Source organism: Streptomyces lomondensis (assembly GCF_014651035.1).
In the GTDB taxonomy this organism is placed as follows: Bacteria; Actinomycetota; Actinomycetes; order Streptomycetales; family Streptomycetaceae; genus Streptomyces; species Streptomyces lomondensis.
On record NZ_BMWC01000036.1, the window covers coordinates 1 to 2,654 of the forward strand.

Below are 2,654 nucleotides of genomic sequence, written 5' to 3' on the forward strand. Positions count from 1 at the left end.
GCACACGGCACGGGCACCAGGCTCGGCGACCCGATCGAGGCACAGGCCCTGATCGCGACGTACGGTCAGAACCGGCCGGAGGACCGGCCGCTGCTGCTCGGCTCGATCAAGTCGAACATCGGCCACACGCAGGCCGCCGCGGGCGTCGCCGGAATCATCAAGATGGTCCAGGCCGTACGCCATGGAGTGCTGCCGCAGACGCTGCACGTGGACGCGCCGTCGTCGCACGTGGACTGGTCGGCGGGTGCTGTTGAGCTGCTGACAGAGTCGGTGGCCTGGCCGGAGACAGGCGAGCCGCGGCGTGCTGCGGTGTCCTCGTTCGGTATCAGCGGCACGAACGCGCATGTGATCGTGGAGCAGGCGCCGGAGGCGGAGCCTGTGGTGACGGAGTCCGTCGCCGGGTCTCCTCCGGTGGTGGGAGCGGGCGTGCCGTTCGTGCTGTCGGGCAAGTCGGAGGACGCTCTGCGGGCCCAGGCAGGGGGAGTCCAGGCCGCGTTGGCCGACACCCCGGGCCTCTCGCTCGAGGACCTCGGTAACGCCTTGGCGCTGGGACGGTCGCGTTTCGAGCACCGTGCGGTGGTGCTGGCGGGTGGTCTGGAGGAGCTGCGGTCGGGTCTGGAGACGGTCGCGCTGGGCGGCTCGGCCGCGAGTGTGGTGCGCGGTGTCGCGGGTTCCTCGGCTCGTCCGGTGTTCGTGTTCCCGGGGCAGGGGGCGCAGTGGCAGGGCATGGCGGCCGGGCTGCTGGAGTCGTCGCCGGTGTTCGCGGGGCGGATGGCGGAGTGTGGGGCGGCTTTGGAGCCGTTCACGGACTGGCGTCTGCTGGATGTCGTGAGGCAGGAGCCGGGTGCGCCCGGTTTTGACCGGGTGGATGTGGTGCAGCCGGTCCTGTGGGCGGTGATGGTGTCGCTTGCGGAGTTGTGGCGGGCGTGTGGTGTGGAGCCGGCCGCGGTGATCGGTCACTCGCAGGGGGAGATCGCGGCGGCGGTGGTCGCGGGTGGGCTGTCGCTGGAGGACGGTGCCCGGGTGGTGGCGCTCAGGTCGCGTGCCCTGCTGGCACTCTCGGGTGGCGGTGGCATGGTCTCGGTGTCGCTGCCGGTGGCGGAGGTGCGTGAGCGCCTGACGGCCTGGGAAGGCCGCATCTCCGTGGCCGCGGTCAACGGTCCGTCCTCGGTGGTGGTGTCCGGTGAGCCGGACGCGCTGGAGGAACTGGTGGCCTCCTGCACCGAGCAGGACATCCGCGCGAAGAAGATCGCCGTGGACTACGCCTCGCACTCGGCCCAAGTGGAGCTGATCGAGACGGAGTTGGCCGAGCTGCTCGCGGGCGTGACGCCGACGTCCGGCCAGGTGCCGTTCTACTCCACACTCACCGGCGGCCTGCTGGACGACACGACCGGCCTGGACGGCGGCTACTGGTACCGCAACCTGCGCTCCACGGTGGAGTTTGAGCAGGCGGTGCGCGCGGCGGCCGGGGACGGTCTTGGCGTGTTCATCGAGGTGAGCCCGCACCCGGTGCTCAACCTCGGCTTGCAGGAGATCTTCGAGGCGGTCGGCAGTGACGCGGTGGCGCTGGGCACTCTGCGCCGGAACGAGGACGAGGCACACCGCTTCATGACCTCGCTGGCCGAAGCGCATGTCCGGGGCGTGGAGCTGGACTGGCACGCCCTGTTCGCGGGGCGGCAAGCCGCCCACGTGGACCTGCCCACCTACCCCTTCCAACGCGAGCGCTACTGGCTGAGTGGGGCCCTCGGGCAGGGGAACCTGGACGTGGCGTCCGCAGGACTCGACTCGGTCGACCACGCGCTGCTGTCGGGTGCGGTCGGTCTCGCGGGTACCGATGGCGTCGTCCTGCTGACCGGCCGGCTGTCGGTCGAGACGCATCCGTGGCTGGCGGATCACGCGGTGTGGGGTTCTGTGCTGCTGCCGGGCACCGCGTTCGTGGAACTGGCACTGCACGCAGCTGACCAGGTCGGATGCGGCCTGGTGGAAGAGCTCACCATCGAGGCTCCGCTGGTCTTCGCCGACCAGAGCGCGGTCGCCGTCCAGCTCGCGGTCGCCGCGGCCGACGAGTCCGGACGACGCGAACTGACGATGTACTCGCGTCCCACCGACACCGCGGACGGAGTCTGGACGCGGCACGCGAGCGGTGTGTTGGCCGAGGTTGCCGCGCCGGTGACGGAAGAGCTGGCCCAGTGGCCGCCGGCGGGCGCCCAGGCGGTGACGATCGACGCTCTGTACGAGGAACTCGCCGATTCGGGCTACGAGTACGGACCCCTGTTCCAGGGCCTGCGTTCGGCCTGGCGACAGGGCGGTGATGTCTTCGCCGAGGTCGTGCTGCCCGAGGGCGCGGACGCCGATGGCTTCGGGTTGCATCCGGCGCTGCTGGACGCAGCCTTGCACGCGATCGGGCTCGCTGCCGATGGTGACCCGGAGGCGGTCGAGGGCGGTGTGGGTCTGCCGTTCGCGTGGTCGGGGGTGTCGCTCTCGGCGGTGGGTGCGCGGATGCTGCGCGTGCGGATTGCGCGCTCGGGTTCGGGTGTGTCGCTGCTGTTGGCTGATGGCACGGGTGCGCATGTGGCGTCGGTGGAGTCGTTGGCGTTGCGTCCGGTGACTGCTGAGCAGCTGCGGGGTGCCGGTAGCGGCGATGTGGCCCGGGA

General features: G+C 71.0%; 1 protein-coding gene. It reads left to right on the forward strand.

Translation table 11 applies throughout. The annotated features are described in order from the left end of the window. The coding region (locus IE255_RS38805; protein ID WP_190055145.1) for a type I polyketide synthase at positions 1-2,654 on the forward strand (2,654 nt) is incomplete at both ends.